The organism is Vibrio sp. V15_P4S5T153 (assembly GCF_963874485.1).
Taxonomy (GTDB): Bacteria; Pseudomonadota; Gammaproteobacteria; order Enterobacterales; family Vibrionaceae; genus Vibrio; species Vibrio anguillarum.
In genome coordinates, this window is record NZ_CAWNHR010000011.1 from 210266 (window position 1) to 233932 (window position 23667).

23 protein-coding genes are annotated in these 23667 nt (G+C 43.6%); 7 read left to right on the forward strand and 16 right to left on the reverse strand.

Features of this window, described 5'->3' with window-relative positions; genetic code table 11:
- Positions 1–30: 30 nt before the first annotated feature.
- The 5 genes from lnt to miaB all read right to left on the reverse strand — a co-directional run bounded on the left by lnt (position 31) and on the right by miaB (position 5605).
- Positions 31–1551: an apolipoprotein N-acyltransferase gene (lnt, locus tag AACT42_RS02855; protein ID WP_094132784.1), complete on the reverse strand. Its 1521-nt coding sequence runs from the start codon at positions 1549–1551 to the stop codon at positions 31–33.
- Between the two features lie 33 nt (positions 1552–1584).
- Positions 1585–2460 (reverse strand): CNNM family magnesium/cobalt transport protein CorC, encoded by an 876-nt coding sequence (corC, locus tag AACT42_RS02860; RefSeq protein ID WP_010317353.1) that lies wholly within the window; start codon positions 2458–2460, stop codon positions 1585–1587.
- A gap of 85 nt (positions 2461–2545) precedes the next feature.
- Positions 2546–3010, reverse strand: coding sequence for an rRNA maturation RNase YbeY (ybeY, locus tag AACT42_RS02865; protein ID WP_094127304.1), 465 nt, complete (start codon positions 3008–3010; stop codon positions 2546–2548).
- On the reverse strand, positions 3010–4110 hold the full coding sequence (locus tag AACT42_RS02870; protein ID WP_017043446.1) for a PhoH family protein: 1101 nt from the start codon (positions 4108–4110) through the stop codon (positions 3010–3012). Before AACT42_RS02870 ends, ybeY begins: the two co-directional genes overlap by 1 nt.
- A gap of 70 nt (positions 4111–4180) precedes the next feature.
- Positions 4181–5605, reverse strand: coding sequence for a tRNA (N6-isopentenyl adenosine(37)-C2)-methylthiotransferase MiaB (gene miaB / locus AACT42_RS02875; RefSeq protein ID WP_017048014.1), 1425 nt, complete (start codon positions 5603–5605; stop codon positions 4181–4183).
- A 257-nt stretch (positions 5606–5862) separates the two neighbouring features.
- On the opposite strand from miaB, the gene AACT42_RS02880 reads away from it, so the two are divergent.
- A complete protein-coding gene (locus AACT42_RS02880; protein ID WP_094132782.1) occupies positions 5863–7014 on the forward strand; it encodes a 2-octaprenyl-3-methyl-6-methoxy-1,4-benzoquinol hydroxylase in 1152 nt (383 codons plus the stop codon).
- A gap of 79 nt (positions 7015–7093) precedes the next feature.
- On the opposite strand, the gene crr is transcribed toward AACT42_RS02880, so the two are convergent.
- From crr to cysZ, 5 genes are all read right to left on the reverse strand, one after another.
- Complete coding sequence (gene crr / locus AACT42_RS02885; RefSeq protein ID WP_010317358.1) at positions 7094–7603, reverse strand: PTS glucose transporter subunit IIA; 510 nt, start codon at positions 7601–7603, stop codon at positions 7094–7096.
- A 106-nt stretch (positions 7604–7709) separates the two neighbouring features.
- Entirely contained in the window at positions 7710–9434 is a 1725-nt protein-coding gene (ptsI, locus tag AACT42_RS02890) for a phosphoenolpyruvate-protein phosphotransferase PtsI (protein WP_013857325.1), read from the reverse strand.
- A 138-nt stretch (positions 9435–9572) separates the two neighbouring features.
- Positions 9573–9830, reverse strand: coding sequence for an HPr family phosphocarrier protein (locus AACT42_RS02895; protein WP_026027491.1), 258 nt, complete (start codon positions 9828–9830; stop codon positions 9573–9575).
- Positions 9831–10128: 298 nt separating this feature from the next.
- On the reverse strand, positions 10129–11097 hold the full coding sequence (gene cysK / locus AACT42_RS02900) for a cysteine synthase A (protein ID WP_013857323.1): 969 nt from the start codon (positions 11095–11097) through the stop codon (positions 10129–10131).
- A gap of 157 nt (positions 11098–11254) precedes the next feature.
- Entirely contained in the window at positions 11255–12007 is a 753-nt protein-coding gene (cysZ, locus tag AACT42_RS02905; RefSeq protein WP_013857322.1) for a sulfate transporter CysZ, read from the reverse strand.
- Positions 12008–12237: 230 nt separating this feature from the next.
- Between cysZ and zipA the strand changes: the two genes are divergently transcribed.
- From zipA to cueR, 5 genes are all read left to right on the forward strand, one after another.
- Positions 12238–13062, forward strand: coding sequence for a cell division protein ZipA (zipA, locus tag AACT42_RS02910; RefSeq protein ID WP_013857321.1), 825 nt, complete (start codon positions 12238–12240; stop codon positions 13060–13062).
- Between the two features lie 68 nt (positions 13063–13130).
- Positions 13131–15146, forward strand: coding sequence for an NAD-dependent DNA ligase LigA (gene ligA, locus AACT42_RS02915; RefSeq protein WP_047689606.1), 2016 nt, complete (start codon positions 13131–13133; stop codon positions 15144–15146).
- Positions 15147–15651: 505 nt separating this feature from the next.
- Positions 15652–16677, forward strand: coding sequence for a porin (locus tag AACT42_RS02920; RefSeq protein ID WP_088732075.1), 1026 nt, complete (start codon positions 15652–15654; stop codon positions 16675–16677).
- A gap of 76 nt (positions 16678–16753) precedes the next feature.
- Positions 16754–17497 (forward strand): YccT family protein, encoded by a 744-nt coding sequence (locus AACT42_RS02925; protein WP_094183096.1) that lies wholly within the window; start codon positions 16754–16756, stop codon positions 17495–17497.
- A 66-nt stretch (positions 17498–17563) separates the two neighbouring features.
- On the forward strand, positions 17564–17983 hold the full coding sequence (cueR, locus tag AACT42_RS02930) for a Cu(I)-responsive transcriptional regulator (RefSeq protein WP_017045467.1): 420 nt from the start codon (positions 17564–17566) through the stop codon (positions 17981–17983).
- Positions 17984–18104: 121 nt separating this feature from the next.
- On the opposite strand, the gene AACT42_RS02935 is transcribed toward cueR, so the two are convergent.
- From AACT42_RS02935 to AACT42_RS02950, 4 genes are all read right to left on the reverse strand, one after another.
- On the reverse strand, positions 18105–18572 hold the full coding sequence (locus tag AACT42_RS02935) for an NfeD family protein (RefSeq protein WP_017045468.1): 468 nt from the start codon (positions 18570–18572) through the stop codon (positions 18105–18107).
- Positions 18573–18579: 7 nt separating this feature from the next.
- Entirely contained in the window at positions 18580–19503 is a 924-nt protein-coding gene (locus tag AACT42_RS02940; RefSeq protein WP_013857314.1) for an SPFH domain-containing protein, read from the reverse strand.
- Positions 19504–19810: 307 nt separating this feature from the next.
- Positions 19811–20665, reverse strand: a complete 855-nt coding sequence (locus AACT42_RS02945; protein WP_094132840.1) for a thioredoxin family protein — start codon at positions 20663–20665, stop codon at positions 19811–19813.
- A gap of 399 nt (positions 20666–21064) precedes the next feature.
- Complete coding sequence (locus AACT42_RS02950; protein ID WP_013857312.1) at positions 21065–21979, reverse strand: TIGR01777 family oxidoreductase; 915 nt, start codon at positions 21977–21979, stop codon at positions 21065–21067.
- Positions 21980–22207: 228 nt separating this feature from the next.
- On the opposite strand from AACT42_RS02950, the gene yfcE reads away from it, so the two are divergent.
- Complete coding sequence (yfcE, locus tag AACT42_RS02955) at positions 22208–22765, forward strand: phosphodiesterase (protein ID WP_026028124.1); 558 nt, start codon at positions 22208–22210, stop codon at positions 22763–22765.
- 17 nt (positions 22766–22782) lie between these two features.
- On the opposite strand, the gene AACT42_RS02960 is transcribed toward yfcE, so the two are convergent.
- Both AACT42_RS02960 and AACT42_RS02965 read right to left on the reverse strand, forming a co-directional pair.
- Positions 22783–23061: a SelT/SelW/SelH family protein gene (locus AACT42_RS02960; RefSeq protein WP_017045494.1), complete on the reverse strand. Its 279-nt coding sequence runs from the start codon at positions 23059–23061 to the stop codon at positions 22783–22785.
- Between the two features lie 84 nt (positions 23062–23145).
- Positions 23146–23661 carry a regulatory protein ToxS gene (locus AACT42_RS02965; protein ID WP_026027495.1) on the reverse strand — a complete coding sequence of 172 codons (516 nt, stop codon included), beginning with the start codon at positions 23659–23661 and terminating at the stop codon, positions 23146–23148.
- Between the last annotated feature and the right edge of the window lie 6 nt (positions 23662–23667).

Here is a 23667-nt window from a genome sequence, read left to right on the forward strand (position 1 = left end):
AAAAAGGCGCTGAAATGCGCCTTTTTGAGGTTAAGAATGAGGTGAGTGGCGTCTTGTCCATCCGACGATCAAACTGAGTAACACCCAGGCGTAGAGCGGCCAAGTGCCGACAGCGTGATACGGCGTCTCTCCTTTGGTCGACGTGATGGTTGCTTTCAATACGGCCGTTTCAAATTGTGGGATCTGCTGCGTTATTTTACCTTTATGATCCGTCACGGCGGTGACACCATTGTTGGTTGAACGAATGAGCGGTTTACCCAGCTCTAAAGCTCTCATCCGAGCAATCTCCATATGTTGCAATGGTCCATTTGAATGCCCAAACCACGCATCGTTAGAGAGGGTTAAGATAAAATCTGTTTCATCAGTGACATTCGCTCTGACTTGTTCATTGAAGATGATTTCATAGCACAGTGCCGCGGCTAGGTGTCTACCCTTGGCAATCAGATTCGGTTGAATATAGTCACCACGGCTAAATGAAGACATCGGCAAGTTGAAAAAGGGTGCGATGGGCCTGAGCCAATCTTCAAATGGCACAAACTCACCAAATGGCAATAAATGATGCTTATGGTAGCGAGCGTCAGAGTCATAACGGTAGTCGCCATAAGGGTTGGTGCCAAGTACTAGAATGCTGTTGTAAAAAGATCGCTCTGGGCTTTGGTTGAGCACGCCTGTGACAATCGCACTGTCGTTCATTTTTGCCGCAGAATCTAAGTTACTCAAATAGGAAGGGATCTCGAATTCAAATGCGGGAATCGCCGCTTCTGGCCATACGATAATATCTGCGTCCCAGTTTTCTCGACTGAGATCGGTGTAGGCCATAATGGTTGGCCAGCGCTGATTGGGAAGCCATTTTTCCGCTTGCTTAATATTACCTTGAATCAGTGCGACGCGAGTTTGTGTGCTGGGATCGGGAGTGACCCAATCGAAATTGCGTAGTCCAAACCCCGTCGCCAATATGGTCAGAGGAATGAGCACGAGTATCCAAGAGCGCTTAAGCCACGTCATTGCTAGAGCGCTAGAACAGAGGAGCGTGAAGAAGGTGACCAGCTCAACGCCTCCCAGTGGTGCGAAACTGGCGAGCGGGCTATCAATTTGGCTATAACCAAGCCATAACCAAGGAAAGCCGGTCATTACCCAGCCTCGAAGCCAATCGGTAATTAGCCAAAGCGCAGGGGTGGCTAATAAAAAATGGCTGATGGTGTTATGACGGAAAAAACGGTTGAGTAAGCCAGCGAAAAGCCCAGAATAAAGGGCTAAATAACCGACCAACAATGACATTAGGAACAGGCTGGCAATTTTTGGCATACCACCAAAGGTATCAATACTGACGTGCACCCAACTGATGCCAAAAGCAAAAAAACCTAAGCCCCAGCAGTAACCTATCCATGCTGCTTTTTTAGCTGGTTGCTGATTAATGAGCAACAATAGCAACATGGGGGTGAGTATGGCCAGCGGCCAAAACTGATAAGGAGCAAAAGCGAGTGGGGTTAATGCGCCAACAAAAGCGGCCGCAAGCGGCCGCAAGCGGCGATGAAAAAGTGCTTTAATCATCTATCTCATTCTGCTGATGTGAATGGGGTTATGTCACTCTTCTGCTATCACTGGAAGTGATTCAAGATCAGGAATAGTGACTTGCAGTTGAACCACTCGGCGGTTATCTGCTGCGGTGACTTTAAAGCTGTATTTGTCGATCTCTACAACTTCGCCACGGCTTGGCAGGTGGCCAAAGGCCGTCATCACCAATCCCCCTACAGTATCCACTTCTTCATCGCTGAACTTAGTACCAAAGGTTTCGTTAAACTCTTCGATGGTGGTCAGCGCTTTAACTGCAAAAGTATGTTTGCTGAGCTTACGGATATCCAATTGTTCTTCATCATCGAACTCGTCTTCAATGTCGCCAACGATCTCTTCCAAAATATCTTCAATGGTCACTAAGCCAGACACGCCACCGAATTCATCCACGACGATCGCCATGTGGTAACGCTCCTCTCGGAACTCCTTCAATAAGCGATCAACCCGTTTACTTTCTGGTACCACGACTGCCGGTCGGATCACTTCTAAAATGTTAAAAGGTGCACTGTCTGAACCTAAATATTTGAGTAAGTCCTTCGCTAGTAGAATGCCTTCAACATGGTCTTTATCTTCACTGATCACTGGATAACGTGAGTGCTGAGCATCGGTGATCAGCGCAATTAAGGTATCCAAGTCATCGTTTTTATCGATAGTGACCATTTGTGAGCGTGGGATCATAATATCACGCACGCGCATCTCAGAAATCTCCATCACACCTTCAAGCATATCTCTTGTGTCATGGTCGATAAGGTCATTGATTTCAGAGTCGCGGATCACATCCACAAGCTCTTGGCGATCTCTCGGATCACCTTGAAATAATTGGCCTAGGCGTTCAAAGAAGGACTTTCTACTCGGACCTTCAGAATTCTGGGGGTTATCTTCGTTCATTGTTTCTCTAATTTTCCTCGCTATCAGATGTGTGATAGCACACATATCGTACCGACTTTAGCGGTACTAGCTTCATTGTCTGGAGCTATTCCTTCTCGGCAATATACGGGTCTTCAAAGCCCATTTTTTGCAGAATTTCAGTTTCAAGAGATTCCATCTCTTCGGCTTCATCATCATCGATATGATCATAACCTAGCAGATGTAGACTGCCGTGTACAACCATATGAGCCCAGTGTGCCATCAACGGTTTTTGTTGCTCATCGGCTTCTTGTTCCACCACTTGACGGCAAATGACAAGGTCACCGAGTAGATCCAACTCTATGCCCGGAGGCATCTCAAAAGGGAAGGATAGCACGTTGGTCGGCTTATCTTTTCCTCGATAATCGCGATTGAGCTGTTGACTCTCTTCGGAATCAACAATTCGCACAGTGACTTCCGCTTGTTCCTGAAATGGGGTCAGCGCGTGAGTTAACCAATGGCTGATATCATCAAAAGTAGGTAACCCTTGCTCATTTTTGACCGCTAATTGTAAATCTAGTTCGATACTCATTATTCACCAACGTTTTTTGTTGCGGTTACTGCATTCACTTCAGTAGAAACATCCACAGACTTTACTTCTCGCTCTTCACGACGACGTTGCTCTTGAGCTTTACGCTCTTTTTGGTCCTGAGCTTCCCATTTTTCGTAAGCGTTGACGATACGAGCAACCACTGGATGACGTACGACATCATCAGACAAAAAGAAGTTGAAGCTGATTTCGTCAACTTCATTGAGCACTTCAATGGCATGGCGAAGACCTGAACGAGCGCCACGCGGCAAATCGATTTGTGTCACATCACCCGTAATAACGGCTCTTGAATTAAACCCAATCCGTGTCAGGAACATTTTCATTTGTTCAACGGTAGTGTTTTGACTTTCATCTAAAATAATAAAAGCATCGTTGAGCGTACGTCCGCGCATGTAAGCGAGTGGCGCAACTTCAATCACATTGCGTTCAATGAGCTTTTCTACTCGCTCAAAGCCAAGCATTTCAAACAACGCGTCATAAAGCGGTCGTAGGTACGGGTCGACTTTTTGGCTTAAATCACCGGGTAGGAAGCCCAATTTTTCACCTGCTTCAACCGCCGGGCGTGTTAACAAAATTCGACGAACTTCTTGGCGCTCCAGCGCATCAACTGCAGCGGCAACGGCTAAGTAGGTTTTACCTGTCCCTGCAGGGCCAATACCAAAGCTGATGTCGTGCGTCACCATGTTAACGAGATACTGAGCTTGGTTAGGCGTACGCGGTTTGATCAGCCCTTTTTTGGTCTTAATGAAGACTTCTTTGCCATGTTGAATACTTGATTCAGACGGCTGCTCAAGGATCCCTGAATCTTTGATGGCTAGATGAATTTGCTCTGGTTCGATATCGGGAATTTGACCACGTATGGGTGAGGTATTAACGTACAAAGATTTGATAATATCCAACGCAGCCGCGGCAGTGTGTGGTTTACCGACTATGGTGAAAAACTGGCTGCGGTGATTAATTTCAACACCAAGACGGCGTTCTAATTGTTTGATGTTGTCATCGAATGGACCGCACAGGCTAGCAAGACGGCGGTTGTCTGAAGGTTCTAGATCTATCTCTAGCGTAACAATTTTATTGCTCAATGTTGCCTCTCAGTTTGCCATGGTACAGTGCCCGATTATGATCGAGCACTGTATGACATTATGCTTAAACCTAAGGTGTAAAAGTGGCTACCCCTAGCTCATTTTCTCGACGTGTTTTCGCCATCATTTGCGTTGGTGAAATTACGGTGCGAAGATCCATCGCTTGTTCAGTGCGAACAAGTTCACCACGCAGTGAGTTGGCAAACACATCGACAATTTTTACATCGACAAATTGGCCAATCAGATCGGCGGAGCCTTCAAAGTTAACGACACGGTTATTTTCGGTACGGGCGCGAAGCTCCATTAGATTTTTCTTAGATGGGCCTTCGACTAATACGCGTTGTTCTGTACCTAACATCAAACGTGAGTAACGCATCGCTTGTGCGTTGATTGTTTGCTGCAGTTCATATAAACGCTCTTTTTTGGCGTCTTCTGATAAATCACATGGGTAATCAGCGGCTGGCGTACCCGGGCGAGGGGAGAAGATAAAGCTGAAGCTCATATCAAAATCAACGTCTTTAATCAGCTTCATTGTATCTTGAAAGTCTTTATCTGTTTCACCGGGGAAACCGACAATAAAGTCAGAACTAATTTGGATCTCTGGGCGCGCCTTACGCAGTTTGCGAATAATGGATTTGTACTCAATCGCGGTGTGTGGACGCTTCATCATGGTTAGGATTCGGTCTGAACCACTTTGTACCGGAAGATGCAGGAAACTCACCAGCTCAGGTGTGTCTTCATAAACGGCAATAATATCGTCGGTAAATTCGAGTGGGTGGCTGGTGGTGAATCGAATGCGATCAATACCATCAATAGAGGCCACTAAGCGCAGCAGATTAGCAAATGAACAGATTTCACCATCGTGCATAGGGCCACGGTATGCGTTAACGTTTTGTCCTAAAAGATTGACTTCGCGTACACCTTGCGCCGCGAGTTGCGCGATTTCATACAACACATCATCCATCGGGCGACTGACTTCTTCACCGCGAGTGTAAGGTACTACGCAGTAAGTGCAGTATTTTGAACACCCTTCCATAATAGAGACGAATGCGGTCGCGCCGTCTGCTTTTGGTTCTGGTAAACGGTCGAATTTTTCAATCTCTGGGAACGAAATGTCCATGACTGGCGCATCGTTAGTTTGCGATTGTTTTATCATTTCTGGCAAACGGTGTAGGGTCTGCGGGCCAAAAATAACATCAACAAAAGGAGCGCGTTCACGGATGTGATCACCTTCTTGGGTTGCAACACAGCCGCCAACGCCAATCACGACGCCTGGTTTTTTATCTTTCAATGTTTTCCAACGACCCAGTTGGTGAAAGACTTTCTCTTGTGCTTTTTCTCGGATCGAACAGGTGTTAAGTAATAATACATCTGCTTCCTCTGGCTCTTCCGTTAGCTCATAGCCGTTTGCAGCGTTAAGCAGGTCGGCCATTTTTGATGAATCGTATTCGTTCATCTGGCAGCCCCAGGTTTTAATTAGCAGTTTCTTACTCATCTCACTTTCGCTCGTCTTATTGGTCTAAATTGGTTGAACTAATGCTCAAATTGTAGCCGCCATCTCGGCGGTAAGCCGCGTATTGTACTGCTTTAAAAAGTCACTGACTAGTCATCCAATAAAATCTCTCGCATGTTCCGTCATCTCTAGATTTTCACCATAGAAAGTGCAGGGTTTTTGTGTAAAAAAATTCGCAAAAAAGAGCTGAAAACGTACAATGAAAATCGACTCAAAACTCAGACGATTAAGTGTAAACAATGAACAATTTTGACGTGGTGGTGATTGGCGGTGGCATGGTTGGGGCGGCAGTGGCTATAGGCTTTGCTAAGCAAGGTCGCACGGTTGCTCTGGTCGAAGGTATAGAGCCTGAAGCGTTTACAATAGACCAAGCAATGGATCTGCGCGTTTCAGCCATCTCGCAAACTTCGGTTCAGTTACTTACTGACTTAGGCGCATGGGATGAAATTATGCAAATGCGTGTTTGCCCTTATCGCCGCCTAGAAACCTGGGAGCACCCAGAGTGCCGTACTCGTTTTCATAGCGATGCATTGGGCCTCCCTCAGCTGGGTTATATGGTCGAAAATCGTCTTATTCAGATCGGATTGTGGGGGCAATTTGTGCACTATCCGAATTTGCAGGTTTTTTGTCCTGATAAGCTCAAGCACATTGTGTTTGGCCAACAAAATAGCGTGCTTTTAGAGTCAGGCGCAACTCTTACTGCAACTTGGGTGATTGGTGCGGATGGTGCAAATTCTCTTGTGCGGCAGCTGGCGGGAATTGGTATTACCGCGTGGGATTATCGACACCATTGCATGTTGATCAATGTCGAAACTCATCAACCTCAGCAAGATATTACTTGGCAGCAATTTTTTCCATCCGGCCCGCGCTCGTTTCTTCCTTTGCCGGGTAATCAAGCTTCTTTGGTATGGTATGACTCACCAAAACGAATTCGCCAATTGTGTGCGATGAACAAGCAGCAGTTAAGGGAGCAAGTGTTGGCCTCTTTTCCTGAGGAACTAGGCGATATTAACGTGTTGCAGTGTGGGGCATTTCCCCTCACTCGTCGTCATGCTCAGACGTATGCGAAACGGCAATGTGTTTTGGTTGGCGATTCAGCACACACGATTAACCCTCTGGCTGGGCAAGGGGTGAATTTAGGGTTTAAAGATGTAAAAGCGTTATTAGCTGTGACACAAAATCAAGAAGCTTTAACACAAGCGCAATTACGGAATTATGAAACACGCAGAAGGCCGGATAACTTAGTGATGCAATCAGGAATGGATCTGTTTTATAAAACGTTCAGCAACGAGGTTTTGCCTGCAAAGTTGGTGCGCAACGCGGTATTGAAGTTGGCCGAACATTCAGGCCCAGTGAAGGAAAAACTGTTGCAATACGCGTTAGGTTTGTAGTGCGATTTGAGCTGTTTTTGTAGAAACAAAAAACGCTGCAAATCAGCAGCGTTTTTTACGTAATAAAAATTTTAACGAATTACTTAGTTACACGTAGAACCGGTGTTTCACCAACAACGACGGTGCCAGAAAGCTTGTTTAGCTCTTTGATTTCGTCCATGTTAGAGATAACAACAGGTGTTAGTGTTGATTTTGCTTTCTCTTCAAGAAGCGCTAGGTCGAATTCGATAACAGTATCGCCTGCTTTAACCGCTTGGCCTTCTTGAGCGATACGAGTGAAACCTTCACCTTTTAGCTCAACTGTGTCGATACCAAAGTGAACGAATAACTCAACACCGTCATCAGACTCGATTGAAAACGCATGGTTAGTTTCGAAAATCTTACCGATAGTGCCGTTAACTGGAGCTACCATTTTGTTGCCTGATGGTTTAATCGCAATACCATCACCAACAATTTTCTCAGCGAAAACAACATCTGGCACATCTTCGATATTGACGATTTCACCAGAAAGAGGGGCAATAATTTCAATCGCACCTGCATCTGAGCTGTCGTCAGATACTAGCTTCTTAAGTTTATCAAACAGACCCATTGTGTCATGCTCCTAACGTTTAATTTTATTCTGTCGAATTATAGTATACCAATCGCCAACAATAGACGACCTATTTTTAGTCGTCTATCTCATTGGTATTAGCGAATTATTGCGTTTTCTCTGCGATGAATTTTTCCACACAAGCTTCGATTTCAGCTGCGGTTGGGAAAGAGAGTGCTTCTTCTGCCATCGCTTTAACTTCGGCGAAGTTTGAGTTACGGATCACTTTCTTCACTTTAGGGATAGAGATACCACTCATAGAGAATTCATCGAGTCCCATACCAAGTAGAAGTAGCGTTGCACGTTCATCACCCGCTAACTCGCCACACATACCCGTCCATTTACCTTCAGCGTGTGAGGCATCAATCACTTGCTTAATCACGGTTAAAACCGCTGGAGAAAGTGGGTTATACAGGTGTGAAATCATTTCGTTACCACGGTCAACCGCAAGAGTGTATTGGGTTAAATCATTGGTACCGATAGAGAAAAATGACACTTCTTTTGCCAAGTGGTGCGCAATTGCCGCTGCCGCAGGTGTTTCAACCATAACGCCGATTTCGATATTTTCATCGAACGCTAAGCCTTCAGTGCGAAGTTCTTCTTTGTATTCTTCAATGGCGTTTTTAAGCTCACGAATTTCTTCTACAGAGATGATCATCGGGAACATGATACGCAGTTTACCATGCGCAGATGCACGCAGAATGCCACGAAGCTGATCTCGTAAGATGTCACGACGGTCTAAGCTGATGCGAATCGCGCGCCAGCCCAAAAATGGGTTCATCTCTTTTGGTAGATCCATGTACGGAAGATCTTTATCACCACCGATATCCATGGTACGGATAATCACCGCTTCACCACTCATCGCTTCTGCAACTTCTTTATAAGCTTGGTATTGCTCATCTTCAGTTGGTAGCGCGCTGCGGTCCATGAATAAAAACTCAGTACGATATAAGCCAACGCCTTCACCACCGTTGCGTAAAATACCATCGCAGTCTTTTACTGTGCCGATGTTACCGCATACTTCAACTTGGTGGCCATCGAGTGTGATAGCAGGTAGGTCTTTTAGTTTTGCGAGCTCTTCTTTTTCCGCAGCAAAATCATCACGAATTTTTTTCGCTTCTTCAAGCTGTGCTTCTGAAGGATTAATGATGATTTTGTTGTTCATGGCGTCAAGAATAAGCATGTCGCCATTCTTTACTTTCTTAGTGATGTCGTTAGTACCAACAATCGCTGGAAGCTCAAGTGAACGTGCCATGATTGAAGTATGAGATGTACGACCACCGATATCACAAGCAAAACCCAGCACGTAATCAAGATTGATTTGTGCAGTTTCAGAAGGTGTTAAATCGTAAGCAACAAGAATCACCCGCTCGTTAATATCACTCAGTGAAACGATATTAATGCCGAGTGCATTTTTAACAAAGCGCGTACCGATATCGCGGATGTCTGTCGCGCGTTCTTTTAGATATTCATCATCAAGAGATTCTAGGGCAGCAGCCTGCTCTTCGATCACGGTATAGATCGCGTTGTCTGCATGCATTTTGTCATTTTTGATGAGTGCTAAAATTTCCTCTTCTAGCTCTTCATCTTCAAGCAACATGATGTGGCCTTCAAAGATGGCTTCTTTTTCTTCACCGAATGTTTCAAGTGCTTTTTGTTTGATCACTTCTAGCTGAGCAGAAGATTTGTTACGAGCGTCATAAAAACACTGAACTTCTGCTTCTACTTGGTCATCTGAAATAGAGTGAGTATTTAGGACAATTTCATCTTCTTGAAGTAGCAGTGCTTTACCAAAAGCAATGCCTGGAGATGCTAGGATGCCTGAAATCATAGCGTTACCTTAAATTGGTCAACTGTAAACGGGAGAATGTGGACTATTGCGCTAACGGTAATTAGTAGCTCAAAATGTAGACTATTTCCAACAAAGCCATTTTGTTTTCACAAAATGGCTTTGAAATAGTGGACCGGATTAATGTAGTTGGTCCATGAGAGCAACTAGGTGATCTACCGCTTGCTTAGCTTGAGGGCCTTCAGCAGAAATAGTCACAACGGTACCTTTTACTAGGCCAAGAGTTTGAAGTTTGAATAGGCTCTTAGCACTTGCGCTTTTGCCGTTAGAAGTCACTGTGATGTCTGCATCGAATACTTTTGCTTCTTTAACGAACTGCGCAGCAGGACGAGTGTGAAGGCCGTTTTCTGCAGTGATTTCTACTTGCTTCTCGTACATGTTATATACCCCAATTGATTTATTTTTTGTTAGTTTCTTCACCAGAACAGCTTAACTGCTAATCAACGGTTCTGCTAGCAGAGTAACGCTGTTTTAGTGTCATAGCTGATACTGATTTAAATTTCATAATCACGATTTCAATCTATGTTGTCATTCGTCATTATAGTTAATACGTTTCTGACTTCTTTATTTCGAAGCTTAAAATAAAACGAGGTGATATTACCAAAGGTGAGGCAAGGATCAACAAAAAAGCCCCTGTATGGGGCTTTTTTAAACGAAAATTTGATTTAACCACCTATTACTGTTGGTTCTCTTTCTCGGTAAATAGGCCAGAAAATAGTGCGGTGCTCAGATAACGCTCACCTGAGCTTGGTAGTACCGCTACAATTGTTTTTCCTTCAAATTCAGGTAGTTCTGCTAATCTATTCGCTGCTACAATCGCTGCGCCTGATGAAATTCCAGCCAAAATCCCTTCCTCTTCCATGAGTCGCCTTGCCATTTCAATCGCTTCTTCTGAAGTGACAGCTTCAACACGGTCAATGAGGGATAAATCGAGGTTGCCAGGAATAAATCCCGCTCCTATACCTTGGATTTTGTGTGGCGCAGGTTTGATTTCATCTCCAGCAAGTGCTTGAGCAATGACTGGCGACTCCGCAGGTTCAACCGCAACTGAGATGATAGCCTTGCCTTTTTGGCCCTTAATGTAGCGGCTTGTGCCCGTTAAAGTACCACCGGTTCCGACACCTGCAACGAACACGTCAATCTCACCATCAGTTGCATCCCAGATTTCCGGCCCTGTTGTTTTTTCGTGGATTTGTGGGTTGGCTGGGTTATTGAATTGCTGCAGCAACAAGTATTTTTCAGGGTTGCTGGCAACAATTTCTTCTGCTTTAGCAATTGCGCCTTTCATGCCTTTCGCCGCTTCGGTGAGTTCAAGGTTGGCTCCTAAAGCTTTAAGCAGTTTACGGCGCTCTAAACTCATTGATTCAGGCATAGTAAGTGTCAACTTATAACCACGAGCAGCTGCAACAAATGCAAGAGCAACACCGGTGTTACCGCTGGTTGGCTCTACAAGTTCAACGCCAGGTTTCAGTGTGCCAGCTTTTTCTGCTTCCCAAATCATGTTGGCACCGATACGGCACTTCACGCTAAAGCTTGGGTTGCGCGCTTCAATTTTCGCCAGTACCTTACCTTTGCTGACTTTGTTTAAGCGAACAAGAGGAGTGTTACCAATAGTCAGAGAGTTGTCTTCGTAAATTTTGCTCATTGCGATATTCCTTTATTACACACGTTATATGTGCCTAGCGGTCTGATAAGACACGTGAGTAGATACAGATGCAGAATAGGTGTTAACCTTAAAACGTAAAAGGATTAAAAAGTTATAACTTATAGAGGGATATGCAGGTTGAATCTCCCTCGTACCATCACTGCAGTTTGTTTTTAAATTCACCAACCCACATGGCTGTTGCCCCGCATACAGCAACCGGCATGACGATTAAGTTAACAATGGGTATGGTGGTAAAAATCGACACTAAAACACCAAAGCTATACGCCTTGGTCTGTTTTTGTTTCAAATTGTGTCTCATCTGGTTAAAGCTCACTTTGTGGTTGTCAAATGGGTAGTCACAGTATTGGATGGCTAACATCCATGCAGTGAAAATGAACCACAGCAAAGGGCCTAAGGTTTGTCCTAAGGCAGGAATTAGGAGCAATAAGAACAAACCGATTGCTTTGGGTAAGGTATAGATTAATTTTCGCCACTCTCTTGCGAGGATACGTGGGATATCTTTGACCATAGACCAGATGCCATCGCTGTTGATTGGAGCGCCAATTAATCTTTCTTCCACTTTTTCTGCGAGTAGCCCATTAAATGGTGCAGCGACGAAGTTAGCCAGCGTACTGAAGAAATAGGAGAACGTGGCTAAGATAGTGATCGCGAGCAATGGCCATAAAACGTAACTTAGCCAAGATAAAAAATCAGGGATTTGACCAATAAACTGTTCTATCCACGTATTGAGATGATTGAATAAGTAAAAAAGAGCGCTGCCGACGAGAATGATGTTGATGAGTAATGGCAGAATCACAAAGCGTCGAATGCCGGGGGTGAGTGCTAGCTCTAGACCAAAAAAGAAGTATCCAAAACCTGAACGTTGCTTAAGTGTCATACCGTTATCCATGTGAATATCTGTTAATCAATACTAAAAAGCTATTCTACTCAACCTGCCGAAGAAGAAAAGCGTGGTGAAAATCACATCATGTATTGAACTTCTCACATTAAGTTGTTCTAAATCGGTACAAACTTTTGGTAAAGTACCCCGATAGACCGATATAACCCACGTTGGTGACACGTTCAATTCAAGCTGGTAAAGCTGAGAATAACCATGCATCGAGAAACTGAGAGTGAAACATGCAGGAATTGCGATTCGTACTCATAATTGTTGGCGCGCTAGCGATAGCCGCGTTGCTATTTCATGGTCTTTGGACCAGTAAGAAAGAAGGGAAGTCCAAGTTTGAGGATAAGCCTCTTGGTAAAATTGATGTTGATCACGATGATACACAATCTGCGACCCAGCGTTCATTTGCTCCGGAAGATGATTTCGAAATTATTCGCAAAGTACGTAAAGAGCCAGATTTTAGTGAAGCGGTTGACCCTCTCATTGACGGTTATTCACCAAGCTTTGAACCTGAAAATGTGCTTGATGAACTCGATGATGTACCCTCAATATCGATGAAAACCGAATCCCCAAGTCTCAGTGAACAAGATGATGTCATTGCTGACGATAATCAAAAATCCGACGTTCAAGAAGCCGAAATGGAAGTTATTGTGCTGAATGTGCATTGTGCGGGAAATGATCCCTTTGTCGGCACTAAGCTTTTTGACAGTATGCAGCAAAACGGCCTTCTTTATGGTGAGATGGATATTTTCCACCGACATGCCGATCTGTCAGGTACAGGGAAAGTGCTGTTTAGTGTTGCCAACATGATGCAACCCGGTACATTGGCACACCATGATCCTGCGGAGTTTACTACTCGCGGTATCTCATTCTTCATGACACTGCCTTGCTACGGCGAGCCTGATCAAAATTTCAAATTAATGCTTAAAACCGCTCAACAAATCGCTGATGATTTAGGTGGCAATGTATTGGATGATGCGCGTAATTTAATGACGCCAGATCGATTGGCTGCCTACCGACGCCAAATCCAAGAGTTTAAAAGCGCACGCAACGCGTAGACGCGTAGAATAAACATCGACCATTAAGGGCTCCTAGTCGGAGCCTTTTTTCATGATCCGAGAGAATTATGATGCAAACAATAGAACACAAATTAAGCCAACTTCGTGAGACGCTGCATTATCATGCTGTACGTTATTATGTAGAAGATAACCCTGAAATTCCTGACGCTGAGTATGATCGTTTGATGCGTGAGCTGCTTGAGTTGGAATCGCAGTATCCGGAGTTAGTCACAGCGGATTCACCCAGCTTGCGTGTTGGAGGTAAGCCTTTAGAGGGTTTTGCCCAGGTGACTCATGAAATTCCAATGCTCTCTTTAGATAATGTGTTTGATGAGAATGAGCTTGATGCCTTTCACAAGCGGATGCAAGACCGGATACCGAGTGCCCACTTTAACGCTTTTTGCTGCGAACCTAAGCTTGATGGTTTAGCCGTGAGTTTGCTTTACGAAAATGGTGTGTTAGTACAAGCCGCCACGCGTGGGGATGGCGCGGTCGGTGAAAACATTACGGAAAACGTGCGAACGATCAGTGCTATTCCACTGAAGTTACAGGGAAAAGGGTGGCCCGTTCGTTTAGAAGTTCGTGGTGAAGTGTTCATGCCTAAAGCCGGTTTTGAGCGATTGAACCAACAAGCACTCAAAAAAGGTGAAAAAACCTTTGTTAACCCAAGAAATGCAGCCGCAGGGAGCTTGAGACAGCTCGACTCAAAAATCACAGCTCAAAGGCCGTTGAATTTTTATGCTTACAGTGTTGGTGTGATTGAAGGCGCTGAGTTAGCAAGCAGTCATTATCAGCGCTTTTTGCAGTTAAAAGGGTGGGGGCTGCCGATGTGCCCTGAAACACGTCTAGTCTCTTCAATGGATGAAGTGAAAGAGTACTACCAAAGTATCTTAACTCGTCGCGCTCAACTCGCGTATGAGATTGATGGCGTGGTGATTAAAGTTGATGATATTGAACTGCAACAAAAGCTCGGTTTTGTCGCGCGGGCACCTCGCTGGGCGATAGCTTATAAATTTCCTGCCCAAGAAGAAATAACGCTCCTGAACGATGTTGAATTTCAAGTGGGCCGTACCGGGGCTATTACACCTGTTGCGAAGTTAGAACCTGTATTTGTGGGGGGAGTCACCGTCAGCAATGCGACATTACACAACGCTGATGAAATTGAGCGCCTAGGCGTGAAAATTGGTGATAGCGTTATTATTCGTCGAGCAGGCGATGTTATCCCACAGATTGTTTCTGTGTTGTTAGACAGACGCTCTAATGCAGTGGTCGATATTGTTTTCCCGCAGTACTGCCCGGTGTGCAACTCTGACATTGAGCGTGTTGAAGGTGAAGCTGTCGCCCGTTGTACTGGGGGGTTAGTGTGTCAAGCTCAGCGCAAAGAAGCATTAAAGCACTTTGTCTCTCGCAAAGCGTTAGACGTGGATGGTTTAGGCGAAAAAGTGATTGAGCAGCTTGTTGATAAAGAGATGGTGAGCACGCCCGCGGACCTCTTCCGTCTAAAAGCAGGGCAGCTAACGGTGTTAGAGCGTATGGGACCAAAATCAGCACAAAATATCGTTAATGCACTGAATGCCGCCAAAATGACCACATTACCCCGTTTTTTGTATTCATTGGGCATACGTGAAGTCGGGGAAGCGACGGCGGCGAATCTTGCGCTCCATTTCGGGTCATTAGACAAAATTCGCCAAGCGACCCATGAAGAACTACTTGAAGTTCAAGATGTTGGAGTTATCGTTGCGAGTCACATCACATCTTTTTTTGAGCAAGATAAAAACCAACGGGTGATTAATGAATTGATCGAACTCGGTATCCAGTGGCCTAATATCGAAAAGCCGAGCCAAGATGCGATTCTCCCTTTACTTGGTAAAGTGGTGGTTTTGACGGGGAGCTTGTCGAAACTCTCTAGAAGTGATGCGAAAGCGGCGCTACAAGAGCTTGGCGCAAAAGTAACGGGAAGCGTCTCTAAAAACACCGATATACTATTTGCCGGAGAAGCGGCCGGTTCAAAATTAGTAAAAGCGCAAGAACTAGGGATCGAAATTCGCAGCGAACAAGATTTGCTTGAGTTAATGAAAAGCTAATTTTTTAAGCATCCCTTCCTTCATAAAGCCTCAAAATTAATTTTGAGGCTTTATTTTTATCTCAAACCGCCACATTAAAATGTCCAGTAATTAGAAAAAAAAGCCCTCATTTGCTTCGATGCCAATCAAGAAGAACTTTACTCTCTTTCAATTTATTATTGCGATGCACTTCAAGCTATTAGTGTAATTGTTTTTTTATCATTTTGAAAATTAATGAGTTTTTTGTTTTTATATTTTGTTTTATGACTTATTAGATCTTGATCACTTACTTGGTCAAAGTTTGCCGTAGCTCATATTTTTTTAGATAAAAATTAAGTTCTCATTGATGTTTTCTGTTGCGAAGTTAGTCTAGTGAACATGGATACACGATGTGTATGCAGGAAAAGAGAAAATCAGAAAATTAATGATTAATTTAGGTTTTCAACATAGGAAATGATTTCTCCCTTCGGCGGCCAACTTAAGGGGGAAATAAAAAACAGCTATATCTATTTTTAGGAGTTTTTCCATGGACAAAATGTTTAAACGTACTCTTTTAGGCGCTGCAGTTGCTATGGCTGCAGTTGGTTCAGCGCAAGCTGCTATTCCTCTAGCTGGTGATGCCGTTCAGTTTTACGGCCAAGCTGCAGGTTTTATTACTATCGCTTCTCCTGACAAAGGTGATGAATCTGTAACAGCAACCATCGAGTCCAGAATTGGTTTTCGTGGCGTAGTTGAGTTTGAAGATTTCGGGCCAAATCTACTATGGCAGATTGAGGGTGGCAATGCAGGTCACGGCGGTTTTGATCCTGACACATCATGGACTCATAATGACAATGGTCAACTCGGTGCTCGTGATACCTACCTAGGCTTAGGTTTTGACGGTGTTGGGTCGTTCAAATATGGTCGTCAGCTTGTTGCTGCGTACAACTATGTCGATTGGCCTCACTCAAACCCTGGTCTTGGTAACGTTTTTGACTGGAATAATGACATTGGTGCTGGATATCAAGACCGTGCTGATCATGTTCTACGCTTCGATTCTGAGAGCTTTGGTGGTTTTAACTATCAAATCACTCTAAGCGGCATGGAAAAAACAACTGACGCTGTAGTGGTGAGTATTGCTGGTTCTTATCAAGCAGGTCCAGTCAATCTACATGGCGGTTACTACACTCAAGCTGAATATACTGACGGCGCGGACAAGAAAGGTGATATCAACTACGCTATTCTTGGTGCAACCGCTGGTTTCGATGCATTTACTTTGACGGGTGCTGTAAAGTTAATGAATAATGACTTAGCAGATAAAGAGCAATTGGCTTATTCTGCAACAGCTCAGTATGTGAATAATTCTTGGGTGTATAAGTTGGGCGTTGCTGGCACAACAGATGCGAAAGAAAAAGGCACGAAACTTGCCGATACGGGAGACTTGGCAGTAACAGCTCGTTTGGGTTATTTGTTACCAAGCACTTATCTATTTATGGATTTACGTAATTATAAGATGAATGCTGCTGATGGTTTTGATAACAACCTTCTAATTGGTGCAGAATACTACTTCTAATTCGAAGTAAAGCTATTGCCTTATCTACTTATGAGTGAGCACCTTTTTTGGTGCTCACTTTATTTACAAGGAAATTATGATGAAAATTTGGTTAAAAGCACTTATGTTGAGTGCAATTGTGGTTCCATTTAGTAGTCTAGCTAAAGTTGAGGTAAGGCTGAGTGATGATGTCAATATATTGGCTGTAAATGGTGAAGAGATTGGGTTTAGAGTTAATAAGCTATCAAAACTAGAACTGGATAACGGAGTTAACCAACTGGTCGTTAGGGTTGCAAAGCTAGTCTCTAAATATGGTGAATTTGAGAAATTTAATTCACATCCTGTAGTGATTACTTTTGAAGCTGAGGATCAGACATTAGATATTGGAATTGAAGAGACGGTTAATACAGTTGTACAAGCTGAAGCATTTAATCAAAAACCGATATTCATTATTCGCTCTTCTAAAAATATTGAATATATTGAATATAAGCAAGATAAATTACCAAGGTTGGATGGAATTACTCGCGACTATAACAAAGAAATAATTATGTATAATCGCCAGAATAACATCAAACTTCCGACTGATGCATCCATCACTGATGCTAATGTTGATTTTCAAAATGACATTAAATCAAAGCCTGTTGAAATGGTTCAATATTGGTTTGCTGAAGCTGATGTTAACGATCGGAAAATATTTGAAAACTGGGCATTTAGCAATCGAGATAACATTAGCCAACCTCTGACGGCAGAAAATAAGCCATTAGATATGCTAGGGTACTGGTATGAGAAAGCGAATAAAGCTGAGAAGTCTCAGATTCTGAGCTGGTTACTAAATCAATAATCAAGCTTGCGATTTATCGTTATAAAAGGCATGGTTAAACCATGCCTTTTAAGTATTACACTTACTATGAATATTAGCCAAGTTTCTCAGTTAACAGCACTTACCGCTAAGTCCATTCGTCTTTATGAAGAGAAGGGGCTGATATCGACGCCCCTTCGTTCAGAGAATGGTTACCGTCATTATCAACAAGCGCATATTGATGATCTTTTACTTATTGCGCGATGCAAGCGCGTTGGTTTTAGTTTAGAGGAATGTAAATCCTTACTCGCCCTTGCCAACGATCCGTCCCGGACCAGTTTTGCAGTTAAAGAGAAAGCACAAGAGAAGTTGAAACAAGTATCACAGAAGCTGGCAGAGCTTTCATTGATTAAGTTGCAACTAGAAGAATGGATTACCGAATGTCCAGGCGACGGCGGTAGTGAATGCCCAATCATAGATAATTTGAAGGGGCAGTGTTGCCATAACGACTTGAACAAGTCAGTGTGAAAATGAGCTCATTAGCTAATGAGCTGTCGAGGCACACACTACAATTTGGCTGCCCATAAATGGAAAAACCAAAAGCAATTCATCACTTTTGGTTTTTATGTACTTTCTTACTGATGTTTACTCAATGAGGCTGGTTCTCTTTAGGCTCAACAATCAACACAATTCCTTCGACATCTACGACTTTAACCACAACATCAGCTTCTAGGTTTTGCTGGCATTTTGCTGTCCACGTCGTATCGCCGAGCTGCAATCGAAAAGTTGCCCCTTCTTGAACGCTCTCTTTAAGACGAGCTGTTTGTCCGATCAGCTGTTTCTGTTTCTGGTTCAGATCACGAGTCTCGTCACCATCGTGGTCTGATTTAAATTGTTTACGCCACCATAACCAAGTCGTGACGAGTGATAAACTTGCAAAAGCCATCCACTGCAGTTGCCAACTGATGGGGAGCATCGCAAAGATAAGGCCAACGATGAGTGCGGAAATACCTAACCAAAGAAAATACCCAGCAGTTCCAAGCAGTTCCAATGCAACAAGCACTAAGCCTAATGCGAGCCAGTGCCAATAATTCATTTGTTGTATTAGCTCAATCACGTTAGGCCTACTTATCTTGTGAGGATTTCAGGTTGAACATTTCAGCAATGCCAGCAACCGAACCCATCAACCCAGTTGCTTCTAATGGCAGCATGATGATTTTGCTGTTCTCTGCTTGACCAATGGCTTTAAGTGCTTCGGTATATCCTTGAGCGATAAAGTAGTTAACCGCTTGCATGTCACCTTGCGCAATCGCATTCGAAACCATCTCTGTCGCTTTAGCTTCCGCTTCGGCAGCGCGTTCACGTGCTTCTGCTTGAAGAATAGCCGCCTGCTTTTCACCTTCAGCTTTAAGTATTTCAGACTGCTTTTGGCCTTCGGCGCGTAAAATTTGTGCTTGACGTACGCCTTCGGCTTCTAACACTTCAGCACGTTTATTTCTCTCCGCTTTCATTTGCGCGTTCATCGCCGCGGTTAAATCCGCTGGTGGTTGTACATCTTTAATTTCGATGCGAGTGACTTTTACACCCCAAGGGTTAGTCGCCTGATCGACTATCGATAACAATTTAGTGTTGATCATGTCACGCTGGCTGAGCATTTCATCCAGCTCCATCGAGCCCAGTACGGTACGCATATTCGTTAGAGTTAAGTTGCGAATGGCGTGTTGTAGTTCGCTAACTTCATAGGCGGCTTTCGCAGCATCAATCACTTGCACGAAGCAAACCGCGTCGATAACAACATTGGCGTTATCTTTGGATATCACTTCTTGTGCTGGGATATCAAGCACCTGTTCCATCATATTAATTTTTTGTCCGACGCGATCAATGAACGGAATAATGATATTTAAACCGGGGCGTAGGGTGTGTGTGTAACGTCCAAAACGCTCTACTGTCCAATTGCTCCCTTGTGAAACGGTTTTCACAGCAGAAAAGATAAATGAAATAACGACGAATACAAATATGCCAACGGCGACGAGTGAATCAATAGCCATAACGGTTCCTTTTTAGTATTAAATAATCCTAATGTTGATGTTCCTTTCTCTATTGAAACGGCCGCTGTGTTAGCTAAGTTCGTTCACCCCAATCATAGAACTTATTGTGCTTATGGGGATGAACTCACTTGCCGACTGCCAGTATCTCCAAGTCATTTGGATATAGGAGCGATTCTCATCAACGTTTGAGCTTTGCTATTGATCATTCTCTATCAGTTATCGATATGGAACAAATGAAATAATGAGATTTGATACTGGTTTTTTAACAATCAAAGCAGAACGTTTCCAGTTTAATTGCTTGATATTATTAATATAATAGTGAATACAGCTTTCTGCGATAGAGATTTGCCACACTATTTCCTTGTCCAAGCGCACTTAAAATGTCCATAAACACTTTTTTGAGTCCGCCATCGAGGCAATTGAGGTCGCTTTGTAAAAATGACCATAACAGCTCGAGAGCTTCTTCATTACGGTTAACTTGATGATATTGAAGCGCTAACTCACTTGCTATGTGAGCGTTGTTTGGCTCAGCGGAAAAAATCTCTTCTAATGCTTGAATCTCTGGGCTGTCAGCAGCTTGCTTGTGCAGCTCCAATTTGGCGATTAAGCCTTTATAGTAACCATCTTGATACTCTAGTGGGATGCGATCCAGTTCTGTTTCTGCCGCTTCATACTGCTGAGTTTCCAGAAACACATCAGCGAGGGCCAGTTTGACCTCTGCTTTTGCTTTCATATCGTCAGGTAGACTTAGTAGCAAGGGGAGTGCTTGCGAATGTTGTGTTTGCTCTATCAGTGTTAAGGCTTGCTGTAGCGCAACTTCATCGTGGCTTGGCAAATGTTTGCTTAACATTGTATTCACTGTTTCTATGGTCTGAGCACCTGCTAAGCCGTCGACCGCTTGACCATTAATAAACAGAGCGATTGTTGGCAGGGTTTGAACACCAAATTGCGCTGCCACTTGCTGTTCTTGCTGGCAGTTGAGAAGAGCCAATGTGAATGCGCCACTGTGCTGTTGCGCTACGCTTTGTAATTCAGGAATGAGTTGTACGCTCTCTTGATTCATGGGTGCCCAAAAATAAAAGAGAATAGGAGTCTCAACTGAGCGTTCGAACACCTCTCGAAAGTTGTGCTGATTGACCTCAACGATGTAAGGTGATTGCATGATATTTTCCTTGCGATAATCAAGTTTATAGTCTTAGAAATAGGGGTGAAAATTGGAATATCAAGGGCAAATGAAAAACGCTACCGTTAAAGTAGCGTTTTTTATCTCTCAAAGAGAGGGCAAGCAAAGGTGTCTATAATATTAAAAATAGTGTCAGCGCAACACCGACACTGAGCCAATTTAATTGGTGTAATGTCATATTCGTCGTACCACATGTAACGCTTTATATTGGATTAACTGGGATATCCAGAGTTGTATCATGTCACATGAATGTTACGAATTAATGACAATTAAGTTGGTTGTGCTACTTTATGCAACCGTCGGTTTATCCACAGATAAGTATCGCTTTTGTCATTATCGTATACCTTGCTATGCACAAAAAATATAGGCCAGTTTTGGTTAAGCACGATGTTGTAATATATTTTTCAACGCAGGTTCTAGGTGTGAAAACTGGAAGTGAAATCCTAGCTCGGTTAGCTTTTTAGGTTTTGCTCTAATACTGTCAAACAGTAAAACAGCCGCTTCACCCATTGCAAGGTTTAGAACCCATTTGGGAGTGAATAGTATGTGTGGTCGACGTAATGTTTTCGCCAATAGTTGGCTAAAATGCTTATTAGGTACGGGATGTGGAGCACAGAGGTTAAAAGCACCTTGTGCATGTGGCGTGTCTAATAAATAGGCTATCGCTCGTGCCATATCTAATAAGTGGATCCATGGCATATACTGCTCACCCTTACCAAGAGGGCCGCCCAAGCCTAAACGGTAAGGTGGCAGCATTTTCTTTAAAGCACCACCATCACTAGCGAGCACGATCCCCGTACGCAATAGGCACACTCGAGTTTTTTCTGATTGCGCTTGGAGTGCGATGCGCTCCCATTTTTCGCAAACGTGATGAGGAAAACTTTGTTGGTGCACATGTAATGTTTCATCAAACGGATGAGACTGTTGGTCACCATAATAGCCGACGGCCGAGCCACTGATGAAAACGGAGGGTGGTTCAGTACTGGCATGGATGAGTTCAACTAACCGCTCTGTTATTTCCCATCGACTAGCGCAAATGATCGCTTTTTGCTGTTTGCTCCAACGTTTGTCGGCGATCGGTTCTCCTGCAAGATTGATAATGGCGTCAAATTGATTCGCGTCTTTTAAACTCGCTAGGGAGGTCAGGTAGGTGATACTACCTTTGTCTACATGGGCGAGCTGCTGCTTAGCTCGCTCTATATCGCGCGTGAGGAGGTAGATATTGTGCGTGAAAATCTGTTTCATCAGCTCTTTACCGATAAAGCCAGTCCCTCCCGTTAATAGTATTTTCATGTTTCTACCTCATTGGTCTGTGCGATATCACCTAAATGGTGGTGATGAGAACGATAGCCATGTTGGTTAAGTGGCGATGCTTGTTTGCCATCTAACCTAATATAGGAAACTTATTTAGCATACGTGAATTGTTTGTGGTGATAAATGACAATGTTTATCCATAACTAAAGATGACGAAGTGTGCTGAAATTCGTACAATCTGTAGCTCCAAAATACGGAGATAAAAGTATGAAGTTGTTTTTTGCTTCGGATTTACACGGTTCACTGCCTGCTACTGAAAAAGTGCTCAGTCTATTTGAACAGTCAGGTGCAGACACTTTAGTACTGCTAGGAGACCTTTTAAATCATGGTCCGCGTAATCCTATACCTGATGGGTATAATCCGACCGCAGTGGCGGAGTGCTTGAATCGATGGGCGCCGCATATTGTGGCGGTCAGAGGCAATTGTGATAGCGAAGTCGACCAAATGCTGCTCGACTTTCCGATGATGATGGATTTTTGTTGGGTAGTTTTGGAGTCAGGAACTCGTTTTTTCTTAACGCATGGCCATCAATATAATGCTCAAAATAGGCCACCATTAAAAAAAGGTGATGTTTTGATCCATGGCCACTCGCACATCCCTATGGCGCAAGGTCAAGATGATGTCATTATTGTCAACCCGGGGTCCGCGACCTTTCCACGTAATGAATTTCCCCCAAGCTACGCTATTTATACGGATGGATTATTTCAAGTCATGGGGCTAGAGGGACAACAACTGGCGCAATATCGTTTAGCGACTAGCTCTTAAACCGGTCGCTATCTGATTTACCTGTTGTCTGAATGACCCAGATCTCGCTCTGGGTCAATGATATCTCTGACTCGTTGCTTAAGAACCTTTGCTTCAGGGAAACCACCATCATGTTTACGTTCCCAAATACGTTGCCCATTGCACATGATTTCAAATCGTCCCCCTGTATCAGGGTAGAGACGCACAGATTCAATTTCTTCACTAAAAGTATGCAGTAACTCTTGGCTTAGCCAAGTGGCTCGAAGCATCCAATTACACTGGCGGCAATAGTAGATCTCAATATTGGCTTTTTCCATGGTGTACCTTTTGTGAAGAAGTAAGGGCCATTCGCAACAAAGGACCTTTTCGATCCTTCATTGAAGTTACAGATTACTCGATGGCTAATTGATGAACAGCACTGTCGAACCATGGCTTAGGCTGGTGAGCAATAATGTTTTTTCATTGACGACATCAATACGTCGACTTTGTTGAGCATCCATCTTGAAAAATTGAGTAATCAGTTCTAGTTGCTCAGGGGTAAAGTCCTTACTTTGACTAGAACTAATGTTTTTAAATTCGCTAGGCGATATCAATAAGTAGCTATCACTGATATCCCAGGTGCCGGTTTCTGAGATATTAATGAAACTTTCACTTTCACCACCCACGGCGAATAACTTCACATTTGACATTCTAATATAAGTACCGTTAGGTAAATATTTCACATTCGAATTGACATCAACCCGACGGATTGGCCCAACAGAATCATTCTGTTGACTGCGTTTTACCACAGTGACCATTTTAGATTGCCATTCTTGCGCCGTTAGGATTTGTTCTATTTTTAAATCACTGCCCCAGTATAACCAACTACTGAATAGTGCAGAGATAGCTAAGATGAGGGTTGCCACTTTTGGATTCATATTTAT

Bases quoted from the DNA above. Each gene is read 5' to 3' on its own strand.
- yfcE (WP_026028124.1), top strand. From the start codon at position 22,208: ATGAAGTTGTTTTTTGCTTCGGATTTACACGGTTCACTGCCTGCTACT.
- ligA (WP_047689606.1), top strand. From the start codon at position 13,131: ATGATGCAAACAATAGAACACAAATTAAGCCAACTTCGTGAGACGCTG.
- crr (WP_010317358.1), bottom strand. From the start codon at position 7,603: ATGGGTCTGTTTGATAAACTTAAGAAGCTAGTATCTGACGACAGCTCA.
- AACT42_RS02960 (WP_017045494.1), bottom strand. From the start codon at position 23,061: ATGGAAAAAGCCAATATTGAGATCTACTATTGCCGCCAGTGTAATTGG.
- AACT42_RS02925 (WP_094183096.1), top strand. From the start codon at position 16,754: ATGATGAAAATTTGGTTAAAAGCACTTATGTTGAGTGCAATTGTGGTT.
- AACT42_RS02945 (WP_094132840.1), bottom strand. From the start codon at position 20,665: ATGCAATCACCTTACATCGTTGAGGTCAATCAGCACAACTTTCGAGAG.
- cysK (WP_013857323.1), bottom strand. From the start codon at position 11,097: ATGAGCAAAATTTACGAAGACAACTCTCTGACTATTGGTAACACTCCT.
- AACT42_RS02895 (WP_026027491.1), bottom strand. From the start codon at position 9,830: ATGTACGAGAAGCAAGTAGAAATCACTGCAGAAAACGGCCTTCACACT.
- AACT42_RS02920 (WP_088732075.1), top strand. From the start codon at position 15,652: ATGGACAAAATGTTTAAACGTACTCTTTTAGGCGCTGCAGTTGCTATG.
- AACT42_RS02965 (WP_026027495.1), bottom strand. From the start codon at position 23,661: ATGAATCCAAAAGTGGCAACCCTCATCTTAGCTATCTCTGCACTATTC.
- cysZ (WP_013857322.1), bottom strand. From the start codon at position 12,007: ATGGATAACGGTATGACACTTAAGCAACGTTCAGGTTTTGGATACTTC.
- miaB (WP_017048014.1), bottom strand. From the start codon at position 5,605: ATGAGTAAGAAACTGCTAATTAAAACCTGGGGCTGCCAGATGAACGAA.
- corC (WP_010317353.1), bottom strand. From the start codon at position 2,460: ATGAACGAAGATAACCCCCAGAATTCTGAAGGTCCGAGTAGAAAGTCC.
- AACT42_RS02940 (WP_013857314.1), bottom strand. From the start codon at position 19,503: ATGGCTATTGATTCACTCGTCGCCGTTGGCATATTTGTATTCGTCGTT.
- cueR (WP_017045467.1), top strand. From the start codon at position 17,564: ATGAATATTAGCCAAGTTTCTCAGTTAACAGCACTTACCGCTAAGTCC.
- AACT42_RS02880 (WP_094132782.1), top strand. From the start codon at position 5,863: ATGAACAATTTTGACGTGGTGGTGATTGGCGGTGGCATGGTTGGGGCG.
- ptsI (WP_013857325.1), bottom strand. From the start codon at position 9,434: ATGATTTCAGGCATCCTAGCATCTCCAGGCATTGCTTTTGGTAAAGCA.
- AACT42_RS02950 (WP_013857312.1), bottom strand. From the start codon at position 21,979: ATGAAAATACTATTAACGGGAGGGACTGGCTTTATCGGTAAAGAGCTG.
- lnt (WP_094132784.1), bottom strand. From the start codon at position 1,551: ATGATTAAAGCACTTTTTCATCGCCGCTTGCGGCCGCTTGCGGCCGCT.
- ybeY (WP_094127304.1), bottom strand. From the start codon at position 3,010: ATGAGTATCGAACTAGATTTACAATTAGCGGTCAAAAATGAGCAAGGG.
- zipA (WP_013857321.1), top strand. From the start codon at position 12,238: ATGCAGGAATTGCGATTCGTACTCATAATTGTTGGCGCGCTAGCGATA.